Source organism: Pantoea sp. SIMBA_079 (assembly GCF_046940275.1).
Lineage (GTDB): Bacteria > Pseudomonadota > Gammaproteobacteria > Enterobacterales > Enterobacteriaceae > Pantoea > Pantoea borealis.
The window spans coordinates 1-321 of record NZ_JAWRYR010000122.1 but is presented as its reverse complement, the minus strand read 5'-3'; the positions used below and the strand labels follow the sequence as shown (position 1 = coordinate 321).

Below are 321 nucleotides of genomic sequence, written 5' to 3'. Positions count from 1 at the left end.
CTACCTGGTCGATGTCGAATCGAAGGAGCGGGCGATCGAGCTGGCGAAGCAGATCCCCGATGCAGCCATCGACGGCCTCGCCCTCGAGATCCGGCCGGTGATGTACTCGGCCGGGGCGGACATGTGACGCAGAAGACCATCGAGGACCTGCTGCGCGAACTGGCGCCGCAGGTCCTCGCGGCGTTGCTCCGCCGCTACGGCGCCGGCCAGTTCGACATCTGCGAGGACGCCGTCCAGGAGGCCATGATCGCCGCGATCCGGCAGTGGCCGGGGTCGGGGCGACCGGACGACCCGCGCGCCTGGCTCATCACCGCCGCCCGC

General features: G+C 70.7%; 1 protein-coding gene. It reads left to right on the top strand.

Annotation, left to right across the window (positions count from 1 at the left end):
• Positions 1-123 precede the first annotated feature (123 nt).
• Positions 124-321, top strand: a 198-nt coding sequence (locus tag SB719_RS19380) for a sigma factor (RefSeq protein WP_412159633.1), incomplete at its 3' end; no start/stop codon positions are given.